This window comes from Streptomyces sp. NPDC019531 (assembly GCF_044903305.1).
Lineage (GTDB): Bacteria > Actinomycetota > Actinomycetes > Streptomycetales > Streptomycetaceae > Streptomyces.
Window position 1 is genome coordinate 1 of record NZ_JBJDQL010000077.1, and the last position, 25,217, is coordinate 25,217.

Below are 25,217 nucleotides of genomic sequence, written 5' to 3' on the forward strand. Positions count from 1 at the left end.
GTCAAGACCGCACCGGGTGTGGTGATCCCCGACATCACCCTCGAACGCAACGTCTACACAACCTCCTCATGCGGCCTGTGCGGCAAAGCAAGCCTGGACGCCGTCCGCACGACCACCCACTGGCCAATAGCCGACACTCCCCCGCTCCATATCGACCCCGCCCTCCTCGCGAACCTCCCCGACCGGCTCCGCGCGGCCCAACGAGTCTTCGACCGGACCGGAGGCCTGCACGCCGCCGCCCTCTTCACCGAGACCGGCGAACTCCTCGACACACGCGAAGACGTCGGACGACACAACGCCGTCGACAAACTCATCGGCCGCGCCCTCCAGAACGGACACCTTCCCCTGTCCCGCGTAATCCTCCTGGTCTCGGGCCGAGCCTCCTTCGAACTGGCACAGAAAGCCGTCATGGCCGGGATTCCGATACTGGCAGCCGTATCCGCACCCTCCTCCCTGGCCGTCGACCTCGCCGCCGAAACCGGCCTCACCCTGATCGGCTTCCTACGCGGCCACTCCATGAACGTGTACGCGGGCGAACACCGGCTCACCCTGTCGGCCGCCACGGCGGCCCAGGGGTGACCGGCCTCACCGCATACACGACGGCGGGACCCCGACCGGCGGGGAGCGCCCCCTGCGCCCTCGGGGTCCCGCCTCAGTCGTATGCGGTCAGCACTTCTCCCGCAGCGAGTGCAGGTACGCGCTGGAGCGGCGGGCGAAGGTGAAGGACTCGGCGGGCTGGTCGTGCTCGGCCTGCCAGTGGTGGGCCAGGCGCTCGCCCCGCAGCCGGGTGACGGCGGAGATGAACTTCTGGTAGTCGATGTCGCCGTCGCCGACGTCGGTCATGCGATAGCCGTAGGTGTTCGACGGGTCGCTGACGCCGTCCTTGACGTGGAAGAGCGGGTAGCGGTGGGGCTGCCTGAGGACGTAGTTCAGGGGTTCGAAGGGGGCGGGGGTGCCGTCGGGCCGCTCGGAGAAGCGGAACTGTCCCGAGTACGCCCAGAAGATGTCCATCTCCAGGAACACCAGGTCGGGGTCGGTCTCCTTGAGCAGCACGTCGTAGAGACGGACCTTGGGGTTGTCGGTGGCGAAGGAGAACTCCTCGGAATGGTTGTGCTGGTAGAACTTCATGCCGCGTGCCTTCGCGGCGGCTCCGTAGGTGTTGAACTCCTCGGCGGCGCGCTTCCACGCGTCGACGGTCGAGCCGTAGCGGAAGGGTCCTGAGGCGGTGCCGATGTGCTTGAGGCCGAGGGCCTGGGCGTCGTCGAGGACCTTGGTGAGGTTCTGGGCGAAGGTGTAGGCGTTCGGGTCGTCGGAGTAGTAGCCGACGTGGCTGCCGATCGGGTTGAGGCCGTGGTCGCGGGCCAGGCGCTTGAGCTGGGCGAGGGTGATGGGCCCGGCGGAGCCCTGGGTGTAGCCGGCGAACTCGACCTCGTCGTAGCCGTACTTCTCCAACTCGGCGAAGACGGGTGCGAAGCCGAGGGTGGAGACCTTGTCGCGGAGGCTGTAGAGCTGGATTCCGAGGCGGCCGGGGGGCAGGACGGGGCGGCCGCGACCGTGACCGGTGATGCCGGCCGCGGTGGCGGATTCGGTGACGGATTCGGTGGTCGCGCCCGCGGGGGACGCCGCGGCGCCGACCAACGCGGCTGCGGTGGCGCCGGCGGCTACGCCGAGCATGCCTCGTCTGGTGAGGCGGTGGGTGAGTTCGGGGTCGGGCTGGGAGATGCGGCTCATGCCTGGAACTCCTCTGGTTCAAGGGGCGTTGTCAGTGGTGGGTGCTTCACTGGGGACCAGCCGGAGGAGACCGGTTGGGTGGGGCCGGTCAGCCGAGACCGGCGAGGTGGAGCATGAGTGACTTCACGTCGGTGGCCGCGATGCGGTCGCCGACGGCGCGGGGGGTGGAGCAGATGAGGAGCGGACCGTCGTCGTCGCTCTCGGGAAGGCGGCCGTGGCTGCCGAGAATAGGTGACGGGTCGAGGGGCACGACCGCCATGCGATAGCGCAGGCCGAGTTTCTTGCGGGCCAGCGCGGTGGCCGCCTTGACCTTGACGTAGGGGTCGAGCGGGTCCATGAAGAGTTCGGCCGGGTCGTAGCCGGGTTTGCGGTGGATCTCGACCAGCTGCGCGAAGTCGGGCGCGCGGTCGTCGTCGAGCCAGTAGTAGTACGTGAACCAGGCGTCCGGCTCCGCCACGGCGACGAGTTCGCCGGAGCGCGGATGGTCGAGGTGGTGGGCCTTCTTGCCCTCGTCGTCGAGGAGTCGCTCGATGCCCGGCAGGCCGTCGAGGGCGGCGCGGGTGGTGTCCAGGTCCTCGGGTCGGCGCACATAGACGTGGGCGATCTGGTGGTCGGCGACCGCGAAGGCTCGGGACGCCATCGGGTCGAGGTACTCCATGCCGTCCTGGGTGTGCACTTCCAGGAGTCCGGCGCGGCGCAGGGCGCGGTTGATGTCGACGGGACGGTCCGCGCGGGTGATGCCGTACTCGGACAGCGCGACGACGGTACGGCCTTGCGTGCGGGCGTCGTGAAGGAGCGGGGCGAGCGCCCGGTCCAGGTCGGCGGCGGCTTTCAGGGAGCGTGGGTCGTCGGGGCCGAAGCGTTGCAGGTCGTAGTCGAGGTGAGGGAGGTAGCAGAGCGTCAGGTCGGGGCGGCGGGTGTCCATGATGTGGCGGGTGGCGTCGATGATCCACTGGCTGGAGACCAGGTCCGCACCGGGGCCCCAGAAGTGGAAGAGGGGGAAGGTGCCGAGTTTCTCGGTGAGTTCGTCGTGCAGGGCCGGGGGCCGGGTGTAGCAGTCGGGTTCTTTGCGGCCGTCGGCGTAGTAGACGGGGCGGGGGGTGACGGTGAGGTCGGTGTCGGCGCCCATGGCGTACCACCAGCAGATGTTGGCGACGGTGTAGCCGGGGTGGGCGCGGCGGGCGGCGTCCCAGAGTTTGTCGCCGGCGACCAGTCCGTTGTGCTGGCGCCACAGGAGTACGTCGCCGAGCTCGCGGAAGTACCAGCCGTTGCCGACGATGCCGTGTTCGGAGGGGTGGGTGCCGGTGAGGAAGGTGGACTGGGCGGCGCAGGTGACGGCGGGCAGGACGGTGCCGAGCGGGGCGTGGGAGCCGGACTGGGCGAGGGACTTGAGGTGGGGCATGTGGTGCAGGAGACGGGGGGTGAGGCCTACGACGTCGAGGACGAGGAGAGGGGTCGGTCCCGTGTCGGGGGGCTGTTGGCTCATGGCAGCTCCTTGAGGCCGAGGTCGGTCAGCAGGTCGCGGGCGAGGGTGAGTTCGGCGGCGATGCCGTCGGCGAGCTGGGCGCGGCCGCGGGGGCGGAGTGCGGGTGGGAGGGTCTGCCAGGTGTAGGTCTCGACTTCCAGGTGGCGGGTGAGCGGGTGCGGGCCGCCGACGAGCCGGGTCAGGGCGGCCTTCAGGACGGGGAGCGTGGAGGTGAGGGGTGCGGCGGGGGCCGCGTGCAGCGGGACGTGGAAGTGGGAGCGCCAGGGTGCCGCGTCGGGCAGGGCGTCGCCGGCGAGGGCTTCGCCGAGGTCGTCGGTGCCGCGGAGTCCTGCGGCGGTGGCGGTGCGGGTCTGGTGCAGGAAGCGGGGCTCGTCGAAGGCGGCGAGTGCGTCGCGGACCTCGGGGAGGTGGGGGTGTTCGGCGTGCAGGGCGGCTGAGAGCTGGGACTTGACGACGGGGACGCAGGCCGTGATGAGCGCGTCCAGGGCGGTGTGCGGGTCTTCGAAGGACGTGGCGAGGTGGCAGGTGTCGACGCAGATGCCGATGCGGTCGTGGGCGATCGCGGTCAGCGGGGCGATGGCGTCGCCGGTGGTCTCGATGACGCAGCCGGGTTCCGGTTCCAGGGCGACGCGAATGGAGCGGCCGGTCAGTTCCTGGAGGGTGTCGAGACGTTCGGCGAGGGTGAGCAGGGCGGTGCGAGCCTTCTCGGCGTTTGCGTTGTCGTAGCCGGTGCGCCAGGCGAGCGGCAGGGTGGAGATGCTGCCGTCGGTGACGTCGTCGGGCAGGAGTCCGGCGAGGACGTGGGCCAGGGCGGTGGTGTGGTCGAGGCGTTCGGGGTCGGTCCAGTCCGGTTTGTAGACGCGGTACTTGACCTTTTCGGCGCCGAAGCCGTCGTAGGGGAAGCCGTTGAGGGTGACGACTTCGAGGCCGCGGCGGTCCAGTTCGGTGCGCAGATCGCGCAGCGCGGAGGGGTCGCTGACCAGGGCGTGGGCGGCGTCGCGGGCGAGCCACAGGCCGATGCCGAGGCGGTCGCGGCCGAGGCGGCGGCGGACGGGTTCGCAGTGGTCGCGGAGTTGGGCGAGGACGCCGTCGAGAGTTTCGGCGGGGTGGACGTTGGTGCAGTAGGCGAGGTGGAGGGTGGTGCCGTCGGGGTGGCGGAAGCGCATGGCTCACGCCCCGCCACGGAGGATGGAGTTGCCCTCGTGGGTGGTGTCCGTGGCCGTGACGTCGAGGTTCAGGCGGCCACTGAGGCCGTAGAAGGCAACAGGGTTGCGCCACAGCACCCGGTCGACGTCGTCCTCGGTGAAGCCCTGGGCCAGCATCAGGTCGCCGACTCTGCGGGTCTTGAGGGGGTCGCTTCGGCCCCAGTCGGCGGCGGAGTTCACCAGGACCTGTTCGGGGCCGTAGGCACGCAGGATCGCGACCATCCGTTCCTCGTCCATCTTGGTGTCGGGATAGACGGAGAAGCCGAGCCAGCAGCCGCTGTCCTTGGCCTCCTTGACGGTGGTCTCGTTGAGGTGGTCGACCAGGACCCGTTCCGTCGGCAAGGCGGACTCGCGGACGACGTCGAGGGTGCGGCGCAGACCGGCGAGCTTGTCGCGGTGCGGGGTGTGGACGAGCGCGGGCAGTTCGTGGTCGGCGGCGAGCTGGAGTTGTGTGGCGAGGGCGGTGTCCTCGGCGGGGGTCATGGAGTCGTAGCCGATCTCGCCGACGGCGACGACCTGGTCCTTGACGAGATAGCGGGGCAGCGCGTCGAGGACGGGGACGCAGCGCGGGTCGTTGGCCTCCTTGGGGTTGAGGGCGAGGGTGCAGTGGTGGGCGATGCCGTACTGGGCGGCGCGGAAGGGTTCCCAGCCCAACAGGGAGTCGAAGTAGTCGAGGAAGGAGGCGGGAGAGGTGCGGGGCTGGCCCAGCCAGAAGGCCGGCTCGACGACGGCGCGCACTCCGGCGGTGTGCATGGCCCGGTAGTCGTCGGTGGTCCGTGACGTCATGTGGATGTGGGGGTCGAAGATGCGCATCAGGACTCCTTGCCGTGAGCGCCGGCGCGGTCGCTCCGACCGTGGTCGGGGGCCGGAGCTGGTGGGGTGGCCGTGGGGTCGGTCAGGGTCAGGACGCGGTGCAGGTCGGGGGGCACCGGGCGGCCTGCGGCGGTGCGTTCGGCGGCGTAGTCGCCGAGCATGCGGGCGAGTTCGGCGTCCGCGCGGGCCCGTCGGTCCAGGTCGGCCACCTCTGTCACGGGCACGCCGGTGAACAGGCACTTCAGGACGGCGTGGCGCCAGTGGTGGGCGTCGAGGTGGCGGGCGGCGTAGGGGCCGACGGCGGCGGCCAGGAGCCGGGTGTCGTTGGTGCGCAGGGCGTCCTCGACGAGCGGGAGGGCCTGCGGGCCGGGCACGAGGTGGGGCAGGGCGTACAGGACGGCGCGGCGTTCGGCGGCGGTGCCCTGGGCGTAGACGCGGGTGAGGGCGTCGGTGTCGGCGCGGGCCGCGTGCAGGATCAGGATGCGGACGGCGTCGGCGTGTTCGGGGCCGCAGCGGCGTCCGGCTTCGGCGAGGCGTAGCTCCCACACGGAGATGGGGCCGTGGGCGCCGGGATGGGCGGCGGCCTCGTCGAGGGCTTGGTCGAGCCAGGCGCGGGCGGTGCCGCCGAGGTGGGTGGCGAGGTGGCTGTGCAGGGTGGCCGGCGGGGTGCGGGCGAGGGTGGTGCCCGGGGTGTCCGCCGTGGAGGTTGCCTGGTGGGCATGGGGGTGGGTCATGGAGTGCTTCCTTGTGAGAGCGCCTCTGCCTGACGGAGGAACGGGAGGGAGAGTTCGGCGAAGTGGGGGCCCGCGTGGGAGTGGCGGGGCAGTTCGACGACGGTCAGGCCCTGGTAGCCGGTGTCGGCCAGGGCGGCGAGGACCGGCGGGAAGTCGATGTCGCCGTCACCGAAGGGGAGGTGTTCGTGGACGCCGCGGCGCATGTCCTCGATCTGGACGTGGCGCAGCCAGGGACCCGCGGCACGGACGCAGTCGGCGGGCGGCAGGGGTTCGAGGCACTGGCAGTGGCCGATGTCGAGGGTGAGGCCGAGGGCCGGCGGGTCGCCCAGGATGGTGCGGAGGTGGTGGAAGTCGGCGAGGCCGGCGAGGAGGTGGCCCGGTTCGGGTTCGACGGCGAGGGGGATGCCGGCGGTGGTGGCGGCGTCCAGGACGGGGGTGAGGGACTCGGCCAGGCGTTTCCACGCCGTGTCCGGGTGGGTGTCCGGCAGAGTGATGCCGCTGAAGCAGTGCACGGCGTGCGCGCCGAGGTCGGCGGCGATCTGTACGGCACGGACCAGCAGGTCGACGCGGCGGGCGCGGTCGTCCGGGTCGGGGTCGAGCAGGGAGGGACCGTGTTTGCGGCGGGGGTCGAGCACATAGCGGGCGCCCGTCTCGATGGTGACCGTGAGGCCGAGCGTGTCGAGGCGGTGTGCGAGGTGGCGGGTGCGGGCGGCGAGGTCGGGGGCGAGGGGGTCGAGGTGCATGTGGTCGAGAGTCAGTCCGAGGCCGTCGTAGCCGAGGTCGGCGAGCAGGGTGAGGGCGTCGTCGAGGCGGAGGTCGGCGAGGCCGTTGGTGCCGTAGCCGAAGCGGATCGGGGGGACGCCGGGTACTTGGGCGGGCAGGGGTGAGGCGGGTCCGTTCGGCTTCGCCACCCCGCTCGCCGTCACGGCTGCGTTCCCGGGCGACCGCGACCGGCGGGGCCACGGCTGTCAGTGCGCCTCGCCGTGCCGTCATGGCCCGCACTCAGCGCATGACCGTCGGCCGGCCCGGGGGCAGCGCCGCCGGTGCCGTCCGTGCCCGGAGCATCGGCGAGACCGTCACCGTGCTGTCTCCCGTCATCGCCCGAACCAGGAACACCACCGCCGGCCCCATCCGTGCCCGAAACAACAGCGAGACGGTCACCGTGCTGTCTCCCGCCATCGCCCGGCACAGCTCCGGGGTGCTCGGCCCGGAGACTCTCCGCGAATCCGGTGAGCGCCGCGTACTGCTCCCCCAATGCCGACGGGCCCTTCCCGACCGGGTCCTTGAAATAGAAGCCCAGTTCGCTCAGCGTGCCGGACAGGCCCCGCTCATGGGCGCGGGCGACCAGGCGGGCCAGGTCGAGGATCAGGGGTGCGGCGAGGGCGGAGTCGCAGCCCTGCCAGGTGGTCTGGAGGACCATGCGGGTGCCGAGGAAGCCGTCGAAGGCGATGTGGTCCCAGGCGGTCTTCCAGTCGCCGAGGGCGGGGACGTCATCGATGTGGACCTCGCCCTCGGGGGTCGTGCCGAGGGTGTCGGCCAGGACGCGCTCCTTGCCTGCGTTCTTCGCCGCGGCGGCCGCGGGGTCGGCCAGCGAGGCTCCGTCTCCGCCGCCGAGGAGATTGGTGCCGGACCAGGCGCGGACGGTCAGGGCGCGTTGGGTGAACATCGGGCCCAGCACGGACCGGAGCAAAGTCTGGCCGGTCTTGCCGTCGCGGCCCGCGTGGGGCAGTCCGGAGGACTTGGCCGGTCCGGTGAGAGCGGGGTGGTGCAGGCCGGTCGACGGGGTGAAGTTGACGTACGGGCAGCCGGCTCGTACGGCCGCGGCCGCGTACAGGGAGCTCGGGGGGAGCCCGTCGCCGGTGGGCGGGGGCTCGGTGGAGGCCACGTTCACCACGACCGCGCGTGTCAGCCGACACCGTCGTACGAAGGACCGTATGTCCGTGGTGAACGCGGCGATCAGGTCCTCCTCGGTCCGGGTGTCGCCGGGGAGGGGGCCGCCGGGTCTGATCTCCCGTTCCGCGACGGTGAGTTCGGCGGTCACGGCGGTCGGCAGGCCGTGGGGCAGGACGCCGCCCGCCGCCAGGGCCTCCGCACGCTTGGGCAGGGGGCAGTCCACGGTGTCGTGGCCGCCGAAGACCAGGGAGGACAAGGCCGGCAGGCCGCTCTCGGCGAAGGGTGGTGTCTCGGTGACCAGGCCGGTCGGCGGATGCAGGCCCGCTGTCATGGCGGCGCAGCCCGCGACGACCGTCGTGGCGACGGAACCGCGGGCTCCGATCAGCCAGACGCCGACCCGCGGGACGGAAACGGACGCGGACATGGGCGGCCTCCTTGTCGAGCGCGTGGTACGCGGACCCTCGTGGTGAGGGGAAGAAGACGGCGGGCGGAGGTCCGGCGTCCCCCGCCCGCCGCCGCTCAGTCGCCCTTGGCGGGCAGTTCCTTGATCCGGATGTCGCGGAAGGACACCTGGTCGTCGGCTCCGTGGTTCTGGATGCCGACATGCCCGTCACGCAGGCTGCGGGCCGGATCGGTGTTGGTGAAATCGTTGATCTTCACGCCGTTGAGAAAGACGTGCAGGCGTTCGCCCTCCACGCGGATCTCGTACGTGTTCCACTCCCCCGGCGGGTTCAGCGCACGGTCGCGCTTGTTCAGGTCGGCGGAGCGGAAGCCATAGACGGAACCGGTCGTCTTCTCCGGTACGTCGGTGGCGTCGATCTGGATCTCGTAGCCGTTGTTTACGGCGGACCAGGGGTCGTCGGAGGGCGGGAAGCCCACGAACACACCGGAGTTGTCGTCTCCCGACGGACCGGCCATCCTCCAGTCGAGCTTCAGGGAGTACGACGAGAAGCCGGACGCGGTGTACCAGAGCATCCCCATACCGCCGGCCGACGTGAGCGTGCCGTCGTCGGACAGGGCGAAGGAGCCCGGGCCCGCCTGCTTCCAGTTGCCCAGTGAGTCGGCCGTGCCGTCGAAGAGTGGACGGTATCCGTTCTCCGGTCGGCAGTCGGCTCGGGCGTCGCCGATCGCATACCGGATCCCGCCCAGCAGGTGGCTACGGAATGCCGGATCCGCGTACGACTCCTTCGTATGGCCGAAGCCGGTGTAGAAGGCGCGGCCTCCTTGGTAGTTCTGGCACCAGGCGATCGGATGGTCGCCGTTCATCGTGCCGCCGCTGTACGAGGACTCGTCGAGGGAGGCCAGGACATGCACCCGGTCGCGGGGGTTGGAGCGGTAGTTGTACCACTCGTCGGTCCGGTTCCACGTCCTCGACAGCCCTGACGTGGACGGGTGGGCCCGGTCCTCGACCAGCACGGTGGCGGGCTGGATCGCCGGGTGCGACTGGAACCAGGCGCCGACGAGGCCGCCGTAGAACGCCCAGTCGTACTCGGTGTCGGCGGCCGCGTGGATGCCGACGTATCCGCCGCCGCCCCGGATGTAGCCCTCGAAGGCCCGCTGCCCAGCGGGGTCGAGGACGTCTCCGGTGGTGGACAGGAAGACGACGGCGTCGTAGCGGCGCAGGTTGCGTGGCGTGAACGCGGCCGCGTCCTCCGTCGCGTCGACAGTGAAGCCGCCGCTCGCGCCCAGTTCCCGTACCGCCGCGACTCCTTCGGGGATCGAGTCGTGCCGGAAGCCGGCCGTCTTGGAGAAGACCAGCACCCGTTCGCTGTCCGCGGAGTGTGACGCGGCGGGTTGGGACACGCAGCCGAGGAGCAGGGCGGTGCCCACAACTGCCGTTGTCCATCGTCCAGTTGTGTTCATTCGAGGCGCTCCTTTCAGCCGGTGGTGAAGGTGAAGTCGTCCACGTCGAACAGCGCGCCGGTACCGGCTCCCTTGAAGACCAGGTAGAGCGTGGTGGTGCCCCTGGGGGCGCGGGACAGGTTGGCGGTGATGTCCTGGAAGGTCTCCCAGCCGCCGGTCACCGGGACGGTCGCCTTGCCGAGCAGGGTGCCCGTCGAGGACCCCGCACGGATCTCCAGCGTGCCGCCGGTACCGCCCGAAGAGATGCGCGCCGAGAGGGACTTGGCGTTGCTGAGGACGTACGGCGTGAAGGAGATCCAGTCGCCGTCGCTGATGTCGCCGACCGTGTTGCCGCCGTGTGCGGTGTCCTTGGCGATGATCGAGACGCCCGAGCCGGTGCCGAAGTGTTCGGCCTGGCGGTGCCTGGGCTGCAGGACGCTCTGGTCGTGGTTGGTGAGCGGGGCCTGGCCGCCGCCACCGTTGTCGGTGTACTCGGCGTCCATCACGCCGAAGATGTTGGCGTCCTCGTCGTGGCCGCCGTCGGCGCTGGTCTGGATGGTGCCGGTGCAGCCGTTGGCGGAGGTGACGGGGTGGCCGTGGCTGTCGTGGCCGAGGACGAAGGTGACCTTGACCTTGGTGCAGTCGATGGACCGGCCGTCCTCCGGATCGCTCACGCGCACCGTGAACGGGATCGTGTCTCCGAAGCTGAACAGCTGGCCGTCCCGCGGGAGTTCGAGTGTCACCTTGGGCGCGGTGTTGCCGACGACGATCTGCACGCTCGCGCTGCCGGTGCGGCCGGAGGTGTCCTTCGCGGTGAGGGTGGCGGTGTAGGTGCCGTTCTTCTTGTACTTGTGCGTCGGGTCGGCCGCCGTGGACGTGCCGCCGTCGCCGAAGTCCCAGTTGTACGTGAGGGTGTCGCCGTCCTGGTCGCTGGTGCCCTCGGAGGAGAACCGCACCTTCAGCGGCGCCTGTCCGGACGTACGGTCGGCTGCCGCCTGGGCGACCGGCGAGTGGCCGTCGGTGGCGTTCTCGATGCGGTACAGGGCCGAGTTCTCGTCGCCGCCGAACCAGGAGACGCCGTAGTCCAGGACGTACAGGGCGCCGTCCGGTCCGAAGGCCATGTCCATCACCTGGGTGCCGGTCCACGGGATGTCGTTGATCGACTGGACCGTGCCGTCGGTGTCGCTGGTGATCCGCTTGATCCAGCGGCGGCCGAACTCCCCGGCGAAGAAGTCGCCGTCGTAGGCCTCGGGGAACTTCACGGGCGAGTCGAGCGAGGCGTCGTAGTGGTAGACCGGGCCGCCCATCGGGGACTCGGAGCCGCTGCCGAACTCCGGTACCGAGGCGCCGTCGTAGGGAATCCAGGCGGCTTGCGCCGGGGGAAGGTCGGTGAGGCCGGTGTTGTGCGGGGAGTTGTTCTTCGGGGCGGCGCAGTCGAAGGAGGCGCCGGAGGTGCCGGTCGCGAAGTCGTAGTCCACGTAGGCGTCGTTGTCGCCGGTGCAGTACGGCCAGCCGAAGTTGCCGGGGCCGGTCACCCGCGCGAACTCGACCTGACCGGCCGGGCCGCGAGCGGGGTCGGCGGCGCCTGCGTCGGGGCCGTAGTCGCCGACGTGGACGATCCCGGTCTCCTTGTCGACGCTGAAGCGGAACGGGTTGCGGAAGCCCATGGCGTAGATCTCGGGCCGGGTCCTGTCCGTGCCGGGCGCGAAGAGGTTGCCGTCGGGGATGGCGTAGGAGCCGTCGGCGTTCACCTTGATGCGCAGGAGCTTGCCGCGCAGGTCGTTGGTGTTGCCGGAGGTGCGCTGGGCGTCGAAGACAGGGTTGCGGTTCGCGCGTTCGTCGATGGGGGTGAACCCGTCGGACTGGAAGGGGTTGGAGTCGTCGCCCGTCGACAGGTACAGGTTGCCGGCCGCGTCGAAGTCGATGTCGCCGCCGACATGGCAGCAGATGCCACGGGTCGCCGGGATGTCGAGGATCTTCGTCTCGCTCGCGGTGTCGAGGGTGCCGTCGGTGTTCAGGACGAACCGGGAGAGCCGGTTGACGCCGTCGAAGGGCGCGAAGTCGGCCGGGGTGCCGGTCTCGGGGGCGTCGCCCGCCGGGGTGTTCAACGGGGGTGCGTAGTAAAGGTAGATGAAGCGGTTGGTGGCGAACTGCGGGTCGACACCGACGCCTTGGAGGCCTTCCTCGTCGTGGGAGTAGACGTCGAGCTTGCCCGCGAGCCGGGTGTTGCCGGCCGCGTCGGTGATACGGAGTTCGCCGTCGCGTGAGGTGTGCAGGACCGAGCGGTCCGGGAGGACGGCGAGCGACATGGGCTCGCCGACCTCCGGTTCGCCTTTGGCGAGGGTGACCTGCTGGAAGTCCTCGGCGGCGGCCGCGGGGGCTGCTCCCGGGTCGGCTACGGCTGCGCCGGCCTGGGGAGCGGTGAGCGTGAGGGTCGCGCCGGCCAGCAGTGCTCCGCTGAACAGCGCGAGGGCCTTGCGGAAGGTGAGGCGCCCTCTGTGGGTCTCGGATCTGTTGGTGCTGTCGTTCCCGTGCACGGATGCCTCCAGAATGGGGCCGGTTGTACGGGGGGGGTGCGTGCGCCGGGATGCGCCGTCATCCCGGAGGGTCAGAAGAAAGCTCAGTTGCCGAACGCCGCGTCGAACGAGGCCGACGGCGGCTCGAAGTCGTACGCCTTGAGTCGCTTGAGTGCCTCGGGCGCGCCCTGGAGGCGGTCCATGCCGGCGTCCTCCCACTCGACCGAGATCGGGCCCTGGTAGTCGATGGAGCGCAGCATGCGGAAGACGTCCTCCCAGGGGACGTCGCCGTGGCCCGCGGAGACGAAGTCCCAGCCGCGACGCGGGTCGCCCCAGGGCAGATGGGAGCCGAGGCGGCCGTTGCGGCCGTCGAGGCGCTTGCGGGCCTCCTTGCAGTCGACGTGGTAGATCCGGTCGCGGAAGTCCCACAGGAAGCCGACCGGGTCGAGGTCCTGCCACACGAAGTGGGAGGGGTCGAAGTTCAGCCCGAAGGCGGGCCGCCCGCCAACTGCCTCCAGGGCACGGCGAGTTGTCCAGTAGTCGTAGGCGATCTCGCTCGGGTGGACCTCGTGCGCGAACCGCACGCCCTCCGCGTCGAACACGTCGAGGATGGGGTTCCAGCGCTGCGCGAAGTCCTCGTAGCCGCGCTCGATCATCGACTCGGGGGCGGGCGGGAACATGGCGACCAGGTGCCAGATGGCGGAGCCGGTGAAGCCGATGACGGTGTCGACGCCGAACGCGGCCGCGGCACGCGCGGTGTCCTTGATACGGTCCGCCGCGCGCCGGCGTACCCCTTCGGGGTCTCCGTCGGCCCACACCTCGCGCGGCAGGATGGCCTGGTGGCGTTCGTCGATGATGGCGTCGCACACGGCCTGGCCGACCAAATGGTTGGAGATCGCCCAGCACTTGAGGCCGTACTTGTCGAGCAGCGCGTGCCGGGAGTCCAGATAGGACGGGTCCGCGAGCGCCTTGTCGACCTCGAAGTGGTCGCCCCAGCAGGCGAGTTCGAGTCCGTCATAGCCGAAGTCGCGGGCGAGTCGGCAGACCAATTCGAGGGGGAGGTCGGCCCACTGACCGGTGAAGAGCGTGAAGTGTCGCGGCATGGCTCGGGCCCTCCTCAGACGGCGATCGGTGTGTAGACGGAGTTCTTCTCGGCGCTCTCCTCCACGGCCGCGAGCACTCTTTGGACCTGGAGGCCGTCGGCGAAGGAGGGTTCGGGGCGGCTGCCCTCGGCGATCGCGTGGACGAGGTCGCGGGCCTGGTGGACGAAGGTGTGCTCGTAGCCGAGGCCGTGGCCCGGCGGCCACCAGGCGTCCAGGTACGGGTGGTCGGGTTCGGTGACGAGGATGCGGCGGAAGCCGGCGTGGGCCCCGGGTTCGGTACCGTCGTGGTAGACGAGTTCGTTGAGACGCTCCAGGTCGAAGGCCAACGAGCCGCGCTCGCCGTTGAGTTCGATGCGCAGGGAGTTCTTGCGGCCGGTGGCGTAGCGGGTGGCCTCGAAGGAGGCGAGGGCGCCGGAGGTGAAGCGGCCGGTGAAGAGGGCGGCGTCGTCCACGGTGACCTGGCCGGTGCCGGTGCCGGTGCCGGAGACGGCGGACAGGCCTTTCACGGCGCCGGCCAGCGGCCGCTCCCGTACGAAGGTCTCCGTCAGCGCGGACACTCCGGCCAGCGGCTCTCCGGCCAGATACTGCGCCAGGTCGACGATGTGGGCGCCCAGGTCACCGAGCGAGCCCGAGCCGGCCAGTTCCCTGCGCAGTCGCCAGGTGAGCGGGAACTCCGGGTCCACGAGCCAGTCCTGAAGGTATGTCACCCGGACGTGCCGCAGGGTTCCGAGCCGTCCCTCGGCGACCATCCGGTGGGCCAGCGCGGTGGCGGGCACCCGGCGGTAGTTGAAGCCGACCATCGCCAACTGACCCCGACCGTAGGCCTCTTCGGCGGCGCGCGCCATTACCTGGGCCTCTTCGACGGTGTTGGCGAGGGGTTTCTCGCACAGCACGTGCTTGCCCGCGGCGAGAGCGGCGACGGCGATCTCGGCGTGGCTGTCGCCGGGTGTGCAGATGTCGACGAGGTCGACGTCGTCGCGCTCGATCAGGGTCCGCCAGTCGGTCTCGGCCGCCGCCCAGCCGTGCCGGTCGGCGGCCCGGCGCACGGCGTCCGCGTTACGGCCGCAGATCGCGGTGAGCACCGGGCGGCGGGGCAGGTCGAAGACGCGTCCGACGGTCCGCCAGCCCTGGGAGTGGGCGGCGCCCATGAAGGCGTAGCCGACCATGCCGACCCGTAGCGGCGGCTTCCCGGCCTCTTCTGACTGCTGCGGCTGTGCCATGCGCGATGTCCTCCTCGTCGTCGTGGCGCGGTGGGGGGTGCAGCCCGGTCCGTCGACGTACCGGACTCCTGGTGGCGGACGCCTCACTTGAAGCCGGTGGACATGTACTGGTCGACGTTGGTCTTGTCGACGACGGCCGAGTAGAGGGTCAGGGAGGCCGGGATCTCGAACTCGGCGAGGCCGCTCACCCCCTTGGACTGGCCGAGGGCGCGGGCGAGGTCGATCGCGGAGGCGGCCATGGTCGGCGGGTAGAGGACGGTCGCCTTGAGGACGCCGTTGTCCTGCTTGATGGCCTGGAACGCGGACAGCGCGCCCGCGCCGCCGACCATCAGGAAGTCGTCGCGTCCGGCCTGGTCGATGGCGCGCAGGGCGCCCACGCCCTGGTCGTCGTCGTGGTTCCACAGTGCGTCGAAGTTCGGCTGGGCCTGCAGGAGCTGGGCCATCTTGGCCTGCCCGGACTCGACGGTGAACTCGGCGGCCTGGCGGGCCACCTTCTTGACGTTCGGGTAGTTCTTCAGGGCGTCGTCGAAGCCCTGGGTGCGCTGCTGGGTGAGTTCCAGGTTGTCGAGTCCAGCCAGTTCGATGACCTTGGCGTTCGACTTCCCCTTGAGTTTCCCGCCGATGTAGTGCCCGGCGTTGAGGCCCATGCCGTAGTTGTCGCCGCCGATCCAACAGCGGTACGCCTGCGGGGTGTTGAAGATCCGGTCGAGGTTGACCACCGGTATCCCGGCCCGCATGGCCTTGAGTCCGACCTGGGTGAGGGCCTTGCCGTCGGCGGGCAGGACGACCAGGACGTCGACCTTCTTGTTGATGAGGGTCTCGATCTGGCCGATCTGCGCCGCCGTGTCGTTGGAGCCCTCGGTGATCTCCAGGGTGACGTCCGAGTACTTCTTGGCTCGGTTCTTGGCGTTGTCGTTGATGGCATTGAGCCAGCCGTGGTCGGCCTGCGGTCCCGCGAAGCCGATGGTGACCTGCTTGCCGGGCGAGTCGGCGGCGGCCGGCTGGTCGTTCGAGGCCGGTTCGTCGTCGCTGGAGTCGTTGCTGGTGCAACCTGCGAGGAGGGCACCGGCTCCGGCGGCGGCGGTCCCGAAGAGCAGCCCTCTGCGACTGGTGAAGCGGCTCATGTGCTGTGGCATGACGGTGAACCCTTTCCTCAGGTCGTGCTCGTGGTACGGCGCTGGACCAGCACGGCGGCGACGATGATCGCGCCCTTGGCGATCTGCTGGACGTCGCTCTGCAGGTTGTTCAGGGCGAAGATGTTGGTGATCGTGGTGAAGATCAGGACTCCGAGCACGGAGCCGGTGATGGTGCCACGCCCTCCGCTGAGCAGGGTTCCGCCGATGATCGCGGCGGCGATGGCGTCGAGTTCGTAGAGGTTGCCGTTGGTGTTCTGGCCGGAGCCGGACAGGATGATCAGCAGGAAGGCGGCGATGCCGCAGCACAGTCCGGACAGCAGATAGAGGTAGAGGCGCTGACGGCGGACGTCGATGCCGGCGAGCCGGGCGGCCTCGGCGTTGCCGCCGACGGCGACCGTGCGCCGGCCGAAGGTGGTGCGGTTCAGCACAAGCCAGCCGATGATCGTCACGACCGCGAAGACCATGACGAGCGGCGGGATGCCGAGGACGTACGCGTCCCGTCCGCCGAGGTCCAGCACGGAGGTGACGGTGACGATCTGGGTGCGCCCGTCGGTGATCTGCAGGGCGAGCCCACGGGCCGAGGCGAGCATGGCGAGGGTGGCGATGAACGGGACCATGCCGCCGTACGCGATGAGCAGCCCGTTGACCAGACCGCAGCCCACTCCGACGATCACCGCGGTGAAGAGGATGCCGGTGAAGCCGTACTCCTGGGTGGCGACGGTGGTCGCCCACACCGAGGCGAGGGCGACGATCGCGCCGACCGAGAGGTCGATGCCGCCGGAGGTGATGACGAAGGTCATGCCGACGGTGACGACACCGATCACCGAGGCCTGGGTGAGGACGAGTTGGAGGTTGCGGGTGTCGAGGAACTCGTCGGGCTTGGTGATGCCGCCGATGAGGATCAGGGCGGCGAGCACGCCGAGGAGGGAGAGAGTGCGGACGTCGGCGTGGGCGAACACGCCGCGCCACACGGGTGGTTCACTCGCCGACGGCACCTTGTCGGCGCTTCCCCTGGGCGGGGACACATGCTGCGTCATGACGCCGGGCTTCCTTCCATGACGAGGTCGAGTACACGGTGTTCGTCGAGTTCACGGGCGGGTGCCGTGTGGACGACGCGGCCCTCGCGGAGCACCAGGACGCGGTCGGCGAGGCCGAGCACCTCGGGGACCTCACTGGAGACCAGCAGAACGGCCAGCCCCTCGTCGGCGAGGCGCCGGACGACCGCGTACAGCTCGGCGCGGGCGCCGACGTCGACTCCGCGAGTGGGTTCGTCGAGCAGCAGGACCCGGCAGCCTCGCAGCAGCCAGCGGGCCAGGACGGCCTTCTGCTGGTTGCCGCCGGAGAGGGTGCGGATCGGCATGGAGGGGTTGTCGGGCCGCAGCGAGAGTTCGCGGGTCGCCGCCCTGGCCGCGCCGCGTTCGGCGCCCCGGTCCATCCAACCGGCCCGGGAGAAACGGGACATGGAGGAGACGGAGACGTTGCGGGTGACCGACTCCAGCATCAGCAACGCCTGCGCCTTGCGCTCCTCGGGGGCCAGTCCGATCCCGGCGCGGACGGCGGCGCGCACACTGCCGGGCTTCAACGCCCTGCCGTCCACGGCGACTTGACCGACGGAGGGCTTGCGGGCGCCGTAGATCGCCTCCAGGATCTCGGAGCGTCCCGAGCCGACGAGTCCGGCGAGGCCGACGATCTCCCCGGGGCGGATCTCCAGATCCAGGGGCTCGAACTCGCCCTCGCGGGCCAGGCCCTTGACCTGAAGAACCGGCGAACCGCCAGGCCCTGACCCGGGCCGCTCGGGGAAGACGTACTCGACGTTCCGGCCCGTCATCAGCGCCACGACCTCACGCGTCGGTGTCGACTTCGCGGGCAGCCCGACCGCGACCGCGCGTCCGTCCTTCAGCACTGTCACCCGGTCGCCGATCCGCCGGATCTCCTCCAGACGGTGGGAGATGTAGACGACGGCGACGCCCTCGGCGGTGAGATCGCCGACGATCCGGAAGAGGTTGTCGACCTCGTCGGGGTCGAGGGCGGCGGACGGTTCGTCCATCACGATCAGCCGTACGTCGTGGGAGAGCGCCCGCGCCATGGACACGATCTGCTGCTGCGCCGCCGACAACTCCCCCACGAGACGGGCCGGATCGATCTCCGGATGCCCGAGTCGCTTGAGCAGAGCCGCCGTTGAGGCCTTGGCCGCCTTTGTCCGTACGACGAACCCGGCTGCCGTGGGTTCATGGCCCAGGTGGACGTTCTCGGCCACGGACAAGTGCTCCACCAAGTCGAGTTCCTGGTAGATGGTGGCGATGCCGAGACGCATCGCGGCGATCGGCGAGCGGAGGGTGACCTCCTCGCCGCGCCAGCGGATGGTGCCGGTGTCGGGCTGGTGGGCGCCGGCCAGCACCCTGATGAGGGTGGACTTCCCGGCCCCGTTCTGGCCGAGCAGACAGTGCACTTCACCGGCCTGGACATCGAGGTCGACGCCGTCGAGGGCCCGGACTCCGGGGAACGACTTGGTGATGCCGGACATGCTGAGCAGCTGTGGTTCTGGTGCCATGAGGTCCCCTTGGCGGGCGTGCGGGCCGGTTTCAGGGCAGGGCGAAGCAGGGCGCTGGGCCGGCGGGCGCTGTGCCGGCGGGGCGTAGCGGGAGGTGCCGTATCGAGAAGTGGCTGACGTGGCTTACGCGGGTGAGAACAGGTGGTCGCTGATGAGCCGGGCCGCGCCGATGACTCCGGCGGTGGGGCCCAACTCCCCCAGAACGATGGGCAGGTTGCCGGTCGCCAGCGGCAGCGACTGGCGGTAGACCTGGGTGCGGATCGCGGCGAGCAGGGTGTGGCCGAGGCCGGTCACTCCGCCGCCGATCACCACCAGGCCCGGGTTGAAGAAGGAGACAAGTCCGGCGATGACCTGGCCGGTCCGGTTGCCGCCCTCACGGATCAGGTCGAGGGCGGTGGCGTCCCCGGCGGCAGCGGCGGCGGCGACGTCGACCGCCGTCAGACCACCGTTCGCCGCGTGCCGTGCGGCGAGTTCCTCCGAGCGCCCCTGCTCGACCGCCTCCACGGCGTCCCGGGCGAGGGCCGCGCCGCTGAAGTGTGCTTCCAGACAGCCCCGGTTGCCGCAGGCGCACGGGCGGCCGTCGGGCACGGCCTGGATGTGCCCGATGTCGCCCGCGCTGCCGGTCACCCCGCGGTGGACCTCACCGCCGGCGACGATGCCGCAGCCGATACCTGTGCCGATCTTGACGCAGAGGAAGTCACCCACGGAGCGTGCGACGCCCGCGTGCATCTCCCCCATCGCCATCAGGTTCACGTCGTTGTCGACCATGACCGGGCAGCCGAGCTCCTGGCTGAGCGCCTCCCGTACCGGGAAGCCGTCCCAGCCCGGCATGATCGGCGGAGCCACGGGGACGCCCTCGGGGAAGCGGACCGGTCCCGGGACGCCGATGCCGGCGCCGTCGAAGCCCTCCGCGAGCCCGGAGGCCCTCAACTTCGCGGCCATGGACAGGACTTGCTCGAAGACCGCGACCGGGCCCTCGCGGACGTCCATGGGCTGGTTGAGGTGTCCCAGGATCTCCAGTTCGGCGTTGGTGACGGCGACGTCGACCGAGGTCGCGCCGATGTCCACACCGAGGAAACGCAAGGCCGGGGCGAGCCGGATGTTGTGGGAGCGGCGCCCACCACGGGAGGCGGCGAGTCCGTCGGCCACGATCAGGCCCGTCTCCAGGAGCCGGTCCACCTCCACGGCCAGCTTGGACCGTGACAGGTCGACCTGATCGCCCAGTTGTGCCCGGGAGTTGGGTCCTCCGTCGCGCAACAGCTTGAGCAGCCGGGCCTGATGCGCGTTCGCGGGTCGTGCCGTCATGCGTCTCACGAGCCCCTCCCCGCCTCATTCGGCCACCAGTTGCCGGGCTTTCGAGGGGAACGTAGCAGCGGCTGCCGAACCTGGGAAGAAGCCGTGCAGAGATTGCCGCCGACTTTCTCCACTCTCAGGACAAAGGCTCGACGGGCTCTGGCGTCGCGGGCGTCCGGCCCGCAGGATGGCACCGCGGGCCGGGGTCGCTGTCGGCCGGGAAAGGGGGAGCGCATGTTTTTGGTGACGGGCGCGACAGGGAACGTGGGTGCCGAACTCGTGCGCGCGCTGGCGGAGTCCGGCGAACGGGTGCGAGCCGTCAGCCGTTCCGGGCGAACCGAGGGGTTACCGGCGCAGGTGGAGGCCGTGGCGGGAGATCTCAACCGGCCCGAGACGGTGCGGGACGCGCTGGACGGCGTACGGGGACTGTTCCTGATGCCCGGTTACGGCGGACAGCGGCAGATCCTGGCTCAGGCGCGGGCCGCCGGGGTGGAGCGGGTGGTGCTGTTGTCGGGCAGGTCCGCGGGAACGGGTGACCGGGACAACGCGGTCGCCGGCTATCTGATCGACGCCGAGGACGACGTGCGCGCGTCGGGGCTGCGCTGGACGTCGCTGCGGTGCACGAGCTTCATGTCCAACGCGCTCCAGCTCGCGGACCAGATCCGTGCGGGTGACATGGTCAGGGTGCCGTTTCCCGACGTCCGCACCACCGACATCGATCCCTACGACATCGCCCGCGCCGCCCTCAGCGCACTGCTGTCGGACGACCACGCGAACCGGGCGCTCGAACTCACCGGTCCCGAGGCGCTGTTGCCCGCCGACCGCGTCCGTATCCTCGGCGAGGCGCTGGGCCGGGATCTTCGAACCGTGGGCCTGTCCCACGACGAGGCACGGGCCGATCTGGAGGCCCGTATGCCGAAGCCGTACGTCGACGCGTTCTTCAGCTTCTTCGTCGACGGGACTCTGGACGAGTCGGTGGTGCTGCCCACGGTGGAGCAGGTCACGGGTCGGCCGCCGCGCACGTTCGCCCAGTGGGCCCGGGCTCACGCCGACGCGTTCTAGGGGCTACGTCCGCTGACGCGCGTGGTACGACCGCCGGGTGTGCTCGGTGTGTTCCCGCATGAGTTCGGTGGCGCGCTGCTGGTCGCGGTCGGCGATGGCGGCGATCAGCTCACGGTGTTCGATCCAGGACTGCCGGCCACGCTGCCGGGCGATCGGCGTGTAATACCAACGCACCCTACGACCCACCTGCGCCGCCAACTCCGCCAGCACCGCATTACCCGCCAACTCCATCACCTTCGCATGGAAACGCGCGTTCAGAGCAACCGCACCGTCCACGTCATCCGCCGCAACGGCCTCCTCACCCTGCACACACAACACCTCCAGCGCCGCGACACCGGCACTGCCCGCGTTCGCGGCAGCCAGCCGGGCCGCCTCCGCCTCCAACAACGTACGCACCGTCAGGAGTTGATCCGCCTCCTCGTCCGTGGGCTCATGCACAAACGCACCCTGAGCAGGCCGCAGATCCACCCACCCCTCGGTGTTCAACCGCTGCAACGCCTCCCGCACCGGCTGCCGCGACACCCCCAGATGCCCCGCCAACTCACTCTCCACAAGATGCTGACCCGGCTGCAACGCACGCGTCGTGATCAGCTCAAGCAACGCCTCGTACACGCGATCCCGCAACGGACCGGGACGCTCGAGTTTCGGCACGGATCCCTGCGGCAGTCCTGTCGACAACATCGCGGTCCCCCTCCTCGGCAGGCGGAGATATCCATTGCGTTTTGTCTACAGTCTACGGCGTTGTGTGAACAGGTAAACCGGGAGTCGGTCTCATCACATCCCGTATGCCATCCCGCATATCCCGTATATCCGGTATGTCGCCCCCATGTGTCGTCCCTCGTGTCAGGGACAGCGGACGACCTGACCCGCGTACGACAGGTTGCCGCCGAAGCCGAAGAGCAGCACCGGGTCCCCGGTCGAGATCTCGCCCTGCTCCACCAGCTTGGAGAAGGCGAGGGGGATGCTGGCCGCCGAGGTGTTGCCGGATTCGCTCACGTCGCGGGCGACCACGGCGTTGACCGCGCCGATCTTCTCCGCGAGGGGTTCGATGATCCGCAGGTTGGCCTGGTGCAGCACGACGGCTGCGAGGTCCGCCGGGGTGAGCCCCGCCCGGTCGCAGGCCTGGCGGGCCAGCGCAGGAAGCTTGGTGGTCGCCCAGCGGTAGACGCTCTGCCCCTCCTGCGCGAACCGTGCCGGCTCGCCCTCGATACGGACGGCATGCCCCATCTCCGGTACCGAGCCCCACAGAACGGGAGAGATGCCGGGGACGTCGGCGCCCTCGACGACCGCCGCCCCCGCCCCGTCACCGACGAGCACACAGGTGGTGCGGTCGCTCCAGTCCGTCACCGCGGACATCTTGTCGGCGCCGATGACCAGCGCCCGGGTCGCCGCCCCTGCCCGCACGGTGTGGTCGGCGGTGGCCAGGGCGTGGGTGAAGCCGGCGCACACCACGTTGACGTCCATGGCGGCGGGCGAGGGGATGCCGAGCCGGGCGGCGACCCGGGCGGCCATGTTCGGGGACCGGTCGACGGCGGTCGAGGTGGCGACCAGGACCAGGTCGATGTCGGCGGGGGTGAGCCCGGCCGCGGCCAGCGCCTTGGCCGCGGCATGTGCGGCGAGCTCGTCGACGGGCTCGTCGGGACCGGCGATGTGGCGGGTGCGAATCCCCACCCGGCTCCTGATCCATTCGTCGCTGGTGTCGACCAGGCCCGCCAGGTCCTCGTTGGTGAGTACCTTGGCGGGCTGGTAGTGACCGACGGCGGTGATCCGCGAGCCGTTCATGGGTGGTCCCCCTCGTTGCCTTGGGTGTCGGGATCCACCAGTCTGATCAGTGACTCACGGGTACGCGGGCATGTAAGGCCACAGGAAACAGGCGCCCGAGTTGTCGGCTTCCCTCACCCTCTCGGACGACCGAACACCTGCGGAACAGTTACCCGGTGAACAACTGCGTCGCCTTCTGTACGAGCTCGTAGACCCCGTAGACGAGCGGCGCGCCCACCCACACCCAGGCCAGGGCGATCAGCGGGCGCCGGTCAGGCGGACTCTGGCTGCTGTCGGGCTGCGACATCGACGGCCTCCCTCGGGGCTGGGATGTGGTGACGGGCGCTGACGGGGCGGACGAGTTCGTTGGCGACGAAACCGACGACGAGCAGCCCGATCATGATCATGAAGGAGAGTCCGTAGAGGGCGGAGCCGCTCTTGCCCGCGTCCTCCTGCCGGTCGGCGATCCAGTTCACGATCAGCGGCCCGAGGACGCCGGCCGTGGACCAGGCGGTGAGCAGCCGACCGTGGATGGCGCCGACCTGGTAGGTGCCGAAGAGGTCCTTGAGGTAGGCGGGGATCGTCGCGAAGCCGCCGCCGTAGAACGAAAGGATCACCAGCGCGCACAGGATGAACAGCGGCTTGGAGGAGTCGCCGAACAGCGCGATGCACCCGTACATCACCGCACCCACGCCCAGGTAGACGCGGTAGATGTTCTTACGTCCGATCAGGTCGGAGGTGGACGACCAGCCGATCCGGCCCGCCATGTTGGCCGCCGACAGCAGCGCGACGAAGCCCGCGGCCGCCGAGACCGACACGGGGGTGGACGTGTCCTTGAAGAAGTCCGTGATCATCGGGGCGGCCTTCTCCAGGATGCCGATGCCCGCGGTCACGTTCATGCAGAGCACGACCCACAGACACCAGAACTGGGGCGTGCGCACGGCGTTGCGCGCGGAGACCTGGGGCCCCTCGAAAGCGCTGGGGGCGCTCTCCACGGGCTTCTCGCTGCGAGGCACGCGCACCAGCAGGACGCCGAGGAGCATGAACACGGCGTACGACAGCCCGTGCACGAGGAACGCGAGGGCGATCCCGGAGCTGTCGGAGCCGAAGGACTCCAGCATCTGTGCGGACCAGGGCGAGGCGATGAGCGCGCCGCCGCCGAAGCCCATGATGGCGATGCCGGTGGCCATGCCGGGCCGGTCCGGGAACCACTTGATCAGGGTGGAGACCGGGGAGATGTAACCGATGCCGAGGCCTATGCCGCCGACGAAGCCGTAGCCGAGGACGATCAGCCAGTACTGCTCGGTGGCCGCGCCCAGGGCGGAGAGCAGGAAGCCGGACGAGAAGCAGATCAGCGCGACGGTCATGGCCCAGCGCGGCCCGTTGCGCTCCACGAGCGTGCCGCCGAACGCGGCGGACAGACCGAGCATGACGATGCCGAGCTGGAAGGGCAGTGCGCTCTGGGTGCCGCTGAGGCCGAGCGCGGACTCGAGCGGCGGCTTGAACACGGACCAGGCATAGGCCTGACCGATGGAGAGGTGGACCGAGAGAGCCGCCGGGGGGACGAGCCAGCGGCTCCAACCCGGGGGCGCGACAGGGGGACTCATGATCCCGGACGGTAGGAACTAATGAGCTGGTTGAAAAGGCGGTGCGTCGACCGTATGCGATGAGCGGTATCCAGGACGCGACGAACGGTCGGCCATGGCCTAGCCGTGCGTCACTCCTGCCGACGCCCATACTGCAGACAGTATTTCGTCGGCATAGTTCCGATGCGTGCGCCTCCACCAACGAGCCTGTCCGGCAAGCGAGTTGGGAGGAGGCCCTGGACCGCCCGGCTCTGGACCGCAACCGCGGCGCCTTCGGCATGTTCTCCTCCGTCCGCGCGACCAACGAGACGAACTACCTGGCGATCGAGACGGCGAGCCCGTGCGCGTGGCGGAGGGCTCGACGATCCTCGACGCGTGCCGGGCAGCAGGGAAGGACATCCCGGCGCTGTGCCGGAACGGCTCCCTGACCGAAGCCCTCGCCCCGGCCTGCTCCCGTCGGGCGGAGCCCGGTATGGAGGTCAGGCGCAGCCCAAGGTCGACAACGACCTGTACGTACGGGACTACTGCAAGTGCATTCCGTGCCGCCGATGCGGGGACGTGTACGGTGACCAGGGGTCGCACAATTTCGCAATCTCTGTTTCCGGCCGCGGCTTCGATGCCCGCGTCGCCGTGGAGCACGGGAACTGCAGGAACTGCATCGACGTATGCCCGACGGGCGCGCTGTTGTTCTGATCGGAGTTCGAGCGGCGAGTGGCGGGTACCTGGGACGAATCGGCACAGACCGGCACGACCACGGTGTGCGCGCTGTGGAGTGGGCTGCGAGCTCACGGTCCATGTGCAGGACAATGAGATCGTGAAGGTCACCTCGCCGCAGGGTGGCCCGGTGACCCAGGGCAGCCTCCGCATCAGGGGCCGTTTCGGCTACCAGCACGTACAGAACCGGGACTGAGACACATATGGGACGAGTCACGGAACGACGCAGGGTGATCCGCATCCGCGACGGGGCGGTCTCATCCCGCCCCGACACACTGGTCGCCGAGGAACCCCTGGAGATCCGCCTCAACGGCAAACCCCTCGCCATCACCATGCGCACCCCCGGCGACGACTTCGCCCTCGCCGCCGGATTCCTCGTCAGCGAAGGCGTACTCGCCGAACAAAACGACCTGCAGAACATCGTCTACTGCGCCGGCGCCACGGTCGACGGCTCAAACACATACAACATCGTGGACGTCAAGACCGCACCGGGTGTGGTGATCCCCGACATCACCCTCGAACGCAACGTCTACACAACCTCCTCATGCGGCCTGTGCGGCAAAGCAAGCCT

Annotated in this window: 22 protein-coding genes and 1 pseudogene; 4 read left to right on the forward strand and 19 right to left on the reverse strand. The window is 70.0% G+C overall.

Annotation, left to right across the window (positions count from 1 at the left end; genetic code table 11):
- Positions 1-579: formate dehydrogenase accessory sulfurtransferase FdhD (gene fdhD / locus ACI2L1_RS42785; RefSeq protein ID WP_404744893.1), on the forward strand; the 579-nt coding region annotated here is incomplete at its 5' end.
- Positions 580-666: 87 nt separating this feature from the next.
- Here fdhD and ACI2L1_RS42790 read toward each other — a convergent pair.
- From ACI2L1_RS42790 to ACI2L1_RS42860, 15 genes are all read right to left on the reverse strand, one after another.
- Entirely contained in the window at positions 667-1,731 is a 1,065-nt protein-coding gene (locus ACI2L1_RS42790; protein ID WP_404744894.1) for a sugar phosphate isomerase/epimerase family protein, read from the reverse strand.
- Between the two features lie 88 nt (positions 1,732-1,819).
- Positions 1,820-3,217, reverse strand: a complete 1,398-nt coding sequence (locus tag ACI2L1_RS42795) for a nucleotide pyrophosphatase/phosphodiesterase family protein (protein ID WP_404744895.1) — start codon at positions 3,215-3,217, stop codon at positions 1,820-1,822.
- Complete coding sequence (eboE, locus tag ACI2L1_RS42800; RefSeq protein WP_404744896.1) at positions 3,214-4,383, reverse strand: metabolite traffic protein EboE; 1,170 nt, start codon at positions 4,381-4,383, stop codon at positions 3,214-3,216. Before eboE ends, ACI2L1_RS42795 begins: the two co-directional genes overlap by 4 nt.
- Positions 4,384-4,386: 3 nt before the next feature.
- Positions 4,387-5,235 carry a TatD family hydrolase gene (locus tag ACI2L1_RS42805; RefSeq protein WP_404744897.1) on the reverse strand — a complete coding sequence of 283 codons (849 nt, stop codon included), beginning with the start codon at positions 5,233-5,235 and terminating at the stop codon, positions 4,387-4,389.
- A complete protein-coding gene (locus ACI2L1_RS42810; protein WP_404744898.1) occupies positions 5,235-5,969 on the reverse strand; it encodes an EboA domain-containing protein in 735 nt (244 codons plus the stop codon). The genes ACI2L1_RS42805 and ACI2L1_RS42810 overlap by 1 nt, the downstream gene beginning before the upstream one ends.
- Positions 5,966-6,880: a sugar phosphate isomerase/epimerase family protein gene (locus ACI2L1_RS42815; RefSeq protein ID WP_404744914.1), complete on the reverse strand. Its 915-nt coding sequence runs from the start codon at positions 6,878-6,880 to the stop codon at positions 5,966-5,968. The genes ACI2L1_RS42810 and ACI2L1_RS42815 overlap by 4 nt, the downstream gene beginning before the upstream one ends.
- Before the next feature lie 11 nt (positions 6,881-6,891).
- Positions 6,892-8,286, reverse strand: coding sequence for an inositol-3-phosphate synthase (locus tag ACI2L1_RS42820; RefSeq protein WP_404744899.1), 1,395 nt, complete (start codon positions 8,284-8,286; stop codon positions 6,892-6,894).
- A 95-nt stretch (positions 8,287-8,381) separates the two neighbouring features.
- Positions 8,382-9,725 carry a ThuA domain-containing protein gene (locus ACI2L1_RS42825; protein WP_404744900.1) on the reverse strand — a complete coding sequence of 448 codons (1,344 nt, stop codon included), beginning with the start codon at positions 9,723-9,725 and terminating at the stop codon, positions 8,382-8,384.
- A 14-nt stretch (positions 9,726-9,739) separates the two neighbouring features.
- The gene (locus tag ACI2L1_RS42830; protein WP_404744901.1) at positions 9,740-12,241 is read right to left on the reverse strand and encodes a PQQ-dependent sugar dehydrogenase; all 2,502 of its coding nucleotides are present in this window, start codon (positions 12,239-12,241) and stop codon (positions 9,740-9,742) included.
- An 83-nt stretch (positions 12,242-12,324) separates the two neighbouring features.
- Positions 12,325-13,323 (reverse strand): sugar phosphate isomerase/epimerase family protein, encoded by a 999-nt coding sequence (locus tag ACI2L1_RS42835; protein ID WP_404744902.1) that lies wholly within the window; start codon positions 13,321-13,323, stop codon positions 12,325-12,327.
- A 14-nt stretch (positions 13,324-13,337) separates the two neighbouring features.
- Positions 13,338-14,543 (reverse strand): Gfo/Idh/MocA family protein, encoded by a 1,206-nt coding sequence (locus ACI2L1_RS42840; RefSeq protein WP_404744903.1) that lies wholly within the window; start codon positions 14,541-14,543, stop codon positions 13,338-13,340.
- A gap of 83 nt (positions 14,544-14,626) precedes the next feature.
- Entirely contained in the window at positions 14,627-15,667 is a 1,041-nt protein-coding gene (locus ACI2L1_RS42845) for a substrate-binding domain-containing protein (RefSeq protein ID WP_404744904.1), read from the reverse strand.
- A gap of 29 nt (positions 15,668-15,696) precedes the next feature.
- Entirely contained in the window at positions 15,697-16,716 is a 1,020-nt protein-coding gene (locus ACI2L1_RS42850; protein ID WP_404744905.1) for an ABC transporter permease, read from the reverse strand.
- The gene (locus tag ACI2L1_RS42855; RefSeq protein WP_404744906.1) at positions 16,713-18,230 is read right to left on the reverse strand and encodes a sugar ABC transporter ATP-binding protein; all 1,518 of its coding nucleotides are present in this window, start codon (positions 18,228-18,230) and stop codon (positions 16,713-16,715) included. Before ACI2L1_RS42855 ends, ACI2L1_RS42850 begins: the two co-directional genes overlap by 4 nt.
- Before the next feature lie 123 nt (positions 18,231-18,353).
- Complete coding sequence (locus ACI2L1_RS42860) at positions 18,354-19,535, reverse strand: ROK family protein (RefSeq protein WP_404744907.1); 1,182 nt, start codon at positions 19,533-19,535, stop codon at positions 18,354-18,356.
- 222 nt (positions 19,536-19,757) lie between these two features.
- On the opposite strand from ACI2L1_RS42860, the gene ACI2L1_RS42865 reads away from it, so the two are divergent.
- Positions 19,758-20,585 (forward strand): NAD(P)H-binding protein, encoded by an 828-nt coding sequence (locus ACI2L1_RS42865; protein WP_404744908.1) that lies wholly within the window; start codon positions 19,758-19,760, stop codon positions 20,583-20,585.
- A gap of 3 nt (positions 20,586-20,588) precedes the next feature.
- Here ACI2L1_RS42865 and ACI2L1_RS42870 read toward each other — a convergent pair whose 3' ends face one another.
- From ACI2L1_RS42870 to ACI2L1_RS42885, 4 genes are all read right to left on the reverse strand, one after another.
- Positions 20,589-21,266, reverse strand: coding sequence for a GntR family transcriptional regulator (locus ACI2L1_RS42870; protein ID WP_404744909.1), 678 nt, complete (start codon positions 21,264-21,266; stop codon positions 20,589-20,591).
- A gap of 162 nt (positions 21,267-21,428) precedes the next feature.
- Complete coding sequence (locus ACI2L1_RS42875; RefSeq protein ID WP_404744910.1) at positions 21,429-22,367, reverse strand: beta-ketoacyl-ACP synthase III; 939 nt, start codon at positions 22,365-22,367, stop codon at positions 21,429-21,431.
- 148 nt (positions 22,368-22,515) lie between these two features.
- Positions 22,516-22,653 carry a hypothetical protein gene (locus ACI2L1_RS42880; RefSeq protein ID WP_404744911.1) on the reverse strand — a complete coding sequence of 46 codons (138 nt, stop codon included), beginning with the start codon at positions 22,651-22,653 and terminating at the stop codon, positions 22,516-22,518.
- Positions 22,619-23,953 (reverse strand): OFA family MFS transporter, encoded by a 1,335-nt coding sequence (locus ACI2L1_RS42885; RefSeq protein ID WP_404744912.1) that lies wholly within the window; start codon positions 23,951-23,953, stop codon positions 22,619-22,621. The genes ACI2L1_RS42880 and ACI2L1_RS42885 overlap by 35 nt, the downstream gene beginning before the upstream one ends.
- A 307-nt stretch (positions 23,954-24,260) precedes the next feature.
- On the opposite strand from ACI2L1_RS42885, the pseudogene ACI2L1_RS42890 reads away from it, so the two are divergent.
- A pseudogene (locus ACI2L1_RS42890) lies at positions 24,261-24,842 on the forward strand (2Fe-2S iron-sulfur cluster-binding protein); the annotation flags it as partial.
- A 7-nt stretch (positions 24,843-24,849) separates the two neighbouring features.
- The coding region (locus ACI2L1_RS42895) for a formate dehydrogenase accessory sulfurtransferase FdhD (RefSeq protein ID WP_404744913.1) at positions 24,850-25,217 on the forward strand (368 nt) is incomplete at its 3' end.

Excerpts from the sequence above, each read along its gene's own strand:
- ACI2L1_RS42870 (WP_404744909.1), bottom strand. The coding sequence starts at position 21,266 with ATGTTGTCGACAGGACTGCCGCAGGGATCCGTGCCGAAACTCGAGCGT.
- ACI2L1_RS42795 (WP_404744895.1), bottom strand. The coding sequence starts at position 3,217 with ATGAGCCAACAGCCCCCCGACACGGGACCGACCCCTCTCCTCGTCCTC.
- ACI2L1_RS42875 (WP_404744910.1), bottom strand. The coding sequence starts at position 22,367 with ATGAACGGCTCGCGGATCACCGCCGTCGGTCACTACCAGCCCGCCAAG.
- ACI2L1_RS42810 (WP_404744898.1), bottom strand. The coding sequence starts at position 5,969 with ATGACCCACCCCCATGCCCACCAGGCAACCTCCACGGCGGACACCCCG.
- ACI2L1_RS42820 (WP_404744899.1), bottom strand. The coding sequence starts at position 8,286 with ATGTCCGCGTCCGTTTCCGTCCCGCGGGTCGGCGTCTGGCTGATCGGA.
- ACI2L1_RS42850 (WP_404744905.1), bottom strand. The coding sequence starts at position 16,716 with ATGACGCAGCATGTGTCCCCGCCCAGGGGAAGCGCCGACAAGGTGCCG.
- ACI2L1_RS42835 (WP_404744902.1), bottom strand. The coding sequence starts at position 13,323 with ATGCCGCGACACTTCACGCTCTTCACCGGTCAGTGGGCCGACCTCCCC.
- ACI2L1_RS42855 (WP_404744906.1), bottom strand. The coding sequence starts at position 18,230 with ATGGCACCAGAACCACAGCTGCTCAGCATGTCCGGCATCACCAAGTCG.
- ACI2L1_RS42805 (WP_404744897.1), bottom strand. The coding sequence starts at position 5,235 with ATGCGCATCTTCGACCCCCACATCCACATGACGTCACGGACCACCGAC.
- ACI2L1_RS42840 (WP_404744903.1), bottom strand. The coding sequence starts at position 14,543 with ATGGCACAGCCGCAGCAGTCAGAAGAGGCCGGGAAGCCGCCGCTACGG.
- ACI2L1_RS42790 (WP_404744894.1), bottom strand. The coding sequence starts at position 1,731 with ATGAGCCGCATCTCCCAGCCCGACCCCGAACTCACCCACCGCCTCACC.
- ACI2L1_RS42865 (WP_404744908.1), top strand. The coding sequence starts at position 19,758 with ATGTTTTTGGTGACGGGCGCGACAGGGAACGTGGGTGCCGAACTCGTG.
- eboE (WP_404744896.1), bottom strand. The coding sequence starts at position 4,383 with ATGCGCTTCCGCCACCCCGACGGCACCACCCTCCACCTCGCCTACTGC.
- ACI2L1_RS42860 (WP_404744907.1), bottom strand. The coding sequence starts at position 19,535 with ATGACGGCACGACCCGCGAACGCGCATCAGGCCCGGCTGCTCAAGCTG.
- ACI2L1_RS42845 (WP_404744904.1), bottom strand. The coding sequence starts at position 15,667 with ATGAGCCGCTTCACCAGTCGCAGAGGGCTGCTCTTCGGGACCGCCGCC.
- ACI2L1_RS42880 (WP_404744911.1), bottom strand. The coding sequence starts at position 22,653 with ATGTCGCAGCCCGACAGCAGCCAGAGTCCGCCTGACCGGCGCCCGCTG.
- ACI2L1_RS42885 (WP_404744912.1), bottom strand. The coding sequence starts at position 23,953 with ATGAGTCCCCCTGTCGCGCCCCCGGGTTGGAGCCGCTGGCTCGTCCCC.
- ACI2L1_RS42825 (WP_404744900.1), bottom strand. The coding sequence starts at position 9,725 with ATGAACACAACTGGACGATGGACAACGGCAGTTGTGGGCACCGCCCTG.